The organism is Okeania sp. (genome assembly GCF_983059655.1).
Genome location: NZ_CEZPJD010000672.1, coordinates 1 through 4,434, shown reverse-complemented (window position 1 = coordinate 4,434; position 4,434 = coordinate 1). Strand labels below are relative to the sequence as shown.

Here is a 4,434-nt window from a genome sequence, read left to right as displayed (position 1 = left end):
GGGGATTAACTTTGTTGGCTTGCTCGGGGGGCAAAATTCAGTATCAAAAAACTTTATCCCTTTTAACCTTTTCTTCCCTTCTGCCTTCTGCCCTCTGCCCTCTGCCTTCCTTCCAACCAGACATGATATGACTGATAAATTTGACCGTTTAATTAGCTTATTAGAAAAAGAATTGAAGCTCACAGGAACAGAAATTACTGAAATTATTTGGTTAGCAATGCAGCGTCAATCTCATGCTTCTACTCACAGCAAAAAAATACTTTCTGAGGATGAAACAACAACAGAAGAAAGTGATAAAGTACCACTAACATCTTCTGCTCTAAAACCAGAAAATCCCACATATCCAAAAATTCCTGAAAGTAATTCATACGCTGAAGTTGCTCCCAAAACTGATTCTCCTTCTTCCAATAAAGGTTATTTACCCATAAAAGTTCCTGATGTTTCTTCACTGCGTCACCCTCTTAAAATTGCTAGAGCATTTCGTCCTCTCATGCAGTATATTTCTGATGGTAAAGCAGATTTATTAGATGAAGAAGCTACTGTTGAAAATATTGCCGAATTAGAAGGAATTTGTGTTCCTATTCTCAAACCTCCCCTAGAACTTCAATTTGATTTAGCTTTAGTGGTAGATAGAAGTGATTCCATGATTTTTTGGCAACAAACAACTCAAGAATTACAACAATTGTTCAAACGTTATGGTATTTTTCGGAATGTACAAACTTGGGGAATGGTGACAGATACCGAAGGAAAAATTCGCCTGAAACAAGGAATTAAGCAAAACAGTTATTCCTATCATTTTTATTCTCCCCAAAAACTTATCGATCCTACTTGTCGTCGTTTGATTTTAGTGGTTAGTGATTGTGTTAGTAATATTTGGCGTAATGGTAAAGCTTTTTCTTTGTTAGAGAGTTGGGGAAAACACAATGTTGTAGCAATTATCCAAATTTTACCTCAACATTTGTGGTTAAGAACAGCTCTGAGTTTAGGAGTAATGGTACAATTAGATTGTTTACAACCTAAAGTACCTAATCGTAACTTATTTATCAGAGAAATTTGGTTTGGGAGCGGTGATAATTTACAAAATGGGATAAAAGTTCCTGTCTTTAGTTTAGAACCAGAACTGATAGAAACTTGGAGCGAAATGGTAGTAGGCAAAGGAACTATTGGTGCTGGTGGTTTTGTTTTTTCCTCTTCATCAAAACAAGAACAAAAGCCAATAGTTGAAAATACAGAAACAGAAAGTTTAACCAGTAAAGAACGGGTGTATAATTTTGAGATGAGTTCTTCAAAAATGGCACAAAATTTAGCGAAATTACTCTCTGCTGCACCTGTCATTAATTTACCTATTGTACGGTTAATTCAAAAAAACTTTCTCAGTGAGTCTCAACAAGTTCATGTAGCAGAGGTCTTTCTTGGCAATATTCTCAAACCTAAATCTTTGATTACTCCTGACACTAATTCTGATGAAGTTCAATATCAGTTTATTGAAGAAGAAGTGAGAGATATTTTGCTGAAAAATAGTCCGAGAAAGAATTCTGAAGAGATTATTACTGTAATTTCTCAGGATTTTGCCAAGCGACTAGGTAAAAGTCTCCAAGAATTTTTGGCATTGCTGAAAAAACCCGATGAGTTGGAAAGATTAAAAACCGAAAATAATGTGGCAGATTTAGATATCAAATATTTTGCTACAGTCACAACTAAAGTTTTAAAAAGATTAGGAGGAGCTTATGCTCGCTTTGCTGAAGAAATAGAAAAATCTCAGGATGAAATACCTGGTAATACTGCTACGTTTAAAGATATTAATTTAGATGACTTTGAATCATTTGAATTTGCAGCTCAAGTTGCTACTATTGCTAAATTAAAAACTATTTTATTAGTTGAAGACGAACAAGAGGTAATCCAAGAAATATCAGAAAATTTATCATCTCAATATGGCATTAAGGTTACAGGAACAGATCAAGTAAATCAAGTTATTGAATTAGCAGAATCAGGTGAAATAAATTTGATTTTAATTAATTATGGGTTGCCTAACAGTCGCTACCAAGACAGGCAAGTTAATGGAACTAAAATTATTAGGATTTTGAAAGCTAATTCTAATATTTCTCCAAGTTTACCTATTGTTGGTTTTTCTTGGGTTGCTGATACAGCTAATGAATTTCTTGAAAGTGGTGCAGATGGTTTTTATCATAAGAGAGAATTGTTCAAATGGAGAGAGTTGTTCAAAAGTAGAGATTATCAAAAATTTGTTAATTATCTGCAAGAAATCTTTCATAAAGCTATTGAAAATACATTCTTTCAGATTTTTCAGTGTACAACACCTACAGTCAACCGACGAGGAGAAATTATTAAGCAAGATACTAAGCTTGTTCAATATTTCACCGAAGCTCTTACAGATAGTGTTGACCTAGAAATGATATCTATTCCTGGTGGTACTTTTGCTATGGGTTCCCCTAAAAGCGAAAAAGATAGCAATAATAATGAACGTCCCCAACATGATGTGACTGTTCCTCCCTTCTTTATGGGTAAATATCCCATTACTCAAGGACAATGGAGAGCGATCGCTTCTCGAACAGACTTGAAGGTAAATTTAGATTTAAACCCAGAACCCTCTCGTTTTAAGGAACCATACCAAAATATAGATAGATGGCAAAAACCAGTAGAGCGGGTAAATTGGTATGAAGCAGTAGAATTCTGTGAAAGACTCTCATTTCTAAGGGGAAAGAATTATAGACTACCGAGTGAAGCAGAATGGGAATATGCCTGCCGTGCTGGAACGACTACACCCTTTCACTTTGGAGAAACTATCACAGGAGACTTAGCTAATTATGATGCGTTTAGAACTTATGCTGATGAACCAGAAAGAGAATATAGAAAACAAACTACCCCTGTAGGCCAATTCCCTCCTAATGCCTTTGGATTATATGATATGCACGGAAATGTTTGGGAATGGTGTGCAGATGACTGGCATAATAATTATGAAAATGCTCCAACTGATGGTAAACCTTGGCTAAATAGTAATGATAATTATTCACTGCTGCGTGGCGGTTCCTGGTTCAGCAATCCTGATATCTGCCGTTCTGCGATTCGCTACGTCAACTTTATGCGCGACTTCTTCACCGACACTTTTGGTTTTCGTGTGGTATGCGATGCTAGGAGAAGGGTTTGACAGTTATCAGTCATTAGTTATCAGTTTGAGAGTTGGCGGTTTCCTCACAAAACTAAGGATTAAGAAAAGCTTATGAGTGTAAGTAACAGTATTGTTTACCAGAAAGCTTACCAATTTGCTATTAGAATTGTCAAAGCTTATAAATATTTGACTGAGGAAAAAAAAGAATATGTATTATCCAAACAACTGTTGAGAAGTGGAACATCTATTGGAGCCAACATAGCAGAAGCTAATGGAGGCATATCTCAAGCTGATTTTAGGGCGAAATTGTCCATAGCTTACAAAGAAACCCTGGAAACAAAGTATTGGTTATCTCTTCTAAAAGATACTGACTATATTGAAGAAAAAGCCTTTGAAAGTATTCATCAAGATGCAGATGAGATTGGCAAAATCTTATTTTCCATCATTAAAAGGACTGAAAAAAACTGATGACTGATAACTGATGACTGATAACTGAAAAGCAATGGATAACTTAGTTCAATATCGCGCTATTATTCAACAGGAACTCAAAGAATATACAGAAATTCCTTATGCTCACGGGGATTTACAATGTCGTTTAATTATTAGTGAGGATAGGAATGATTTTTTATTAATTACTCAAGGATGGGAAAATGATATACAAGTTCATGGGTGTTTAGTTCATATAGAAATTATTGGGGATAAAATCTGGATACATCGGGATGGTTTAGAGGATGGAATAGCATCCGATCTACTTAGATCAGGTATTCCTAAAAGTAAAATTGTTTTGGGTTTTCATCCCCCAGATGTGCGAGTTTTTACAGAATTTGCAGTCAATTAATTATAGCAATTCCCCCTTGAAAAGGTAGACTTTGAATGCTCTCCCCTTTTTACAGCGCTTTCCACTGTTATGAGGTACACTCATCGCGGGCAAGATGCCCGCACTACAATATTTTCACTATTCATCTTATAATCATTTGCCTGAAATATGCTGTAAGGATCTAAAACTGTACTTCATAGATTAAAGAACTGCTATACTAGACACTAATTAATCTAAAATAGAGCCAAAAGCCTTATGAAAAACGTGAAATTCGACGACCTAGAAAAACAAACTTTATTAGCTCAAAAAGAACTGATTTCTATAGAGCATGAAGGGAAAACTATTGGTTATTATTATCCAATAGGCGATCGCGAAGCAGCCCAAAAAGCCAAAGAAGAACTTGACACAATTATGGAGAAAACATTACATCCTACAGGATTAACAGAAGAAAGAATAGCAGAGTTGCGTAGTAAACTCGATTACGAAGCAG

The 4,434-nt window shown here is 35.4% G+C and carries 4 protein-coding genes; all 4 read left to right on the top strand.

Annotated features, from left to right (window positions below; genetic code table 11):
* The first annotated feature begins 127 nt into the window (after nt 1–127).
* Nucleotides 128–3,166, top strand: a complete 3,039-nt coding sequence (locus tag AC3DU7_RS26360; protein ID WP_488042243.1) for an SAV_2336 N-terminal domain-related protein — start codon at nt 128–130, stop codon at nt 3,164–3,166.
* 72 nt (nt 3,167–3,238) lie between these two features.
* Nucleotides 3,239–3,595 carry a four helix bundle protein gene (locus AC3DU7_RS26355; protein WP_488042242.1) on the top strand — a complete coding sequence of 119 codons (357 nt, stop codon included), beginning with the start codon at nt 3,239–3,241 and terminating at the stop codon, nt 3,593–3,595.
* A gap of 34 nt (nt 3,596–3,629) precedes the next feature.
* Nucleotides 3,630–3,965: an element excision factor XisI family protein gene (locus tag AC3DU7_RS26350; RefSeq protein WP_488042241.1), complete on the top strand. Its 336-nt coding sequence runs from the start codon at nt 3,630–3,632 to the stop codon at nt 3,963–3,965.
* A gap of 234 nt (nt 3,966–4,199) precedes the next feature.
* Nucleotides 4,200–4,434: hypothetical protein (locus AC3DU7_RS26345; protein WP_488042240.1), on the top strand; the 235-nt coding region annotated here is incomplete at its 3' end.

Bases quoted from the DNA above. Each gene is read 5' to 3' on its own strand.
- AC3DU7_RS26350 (WP_488042241.1), top strand. From the start codon at position 3,630: ATGGATAACTTAGTTCAATATCGCGCTATTATTCAACAGGAACTCAAA.
- AC3DU7_RS26360 (WP_488042243.1), top strand. From the start codon at position 128: ATGACTGATAAATTTGACCGTTTAATTAGCTTATTAGAAAAAGAATTG.
- AC3DU7_RS26355 (WP_488042242.1), top strand. From the start codon at position 3,239: ATGAGTGTAAGTAACAGTATTGTTTACCAGAAAGCTTACCAATTTGCT.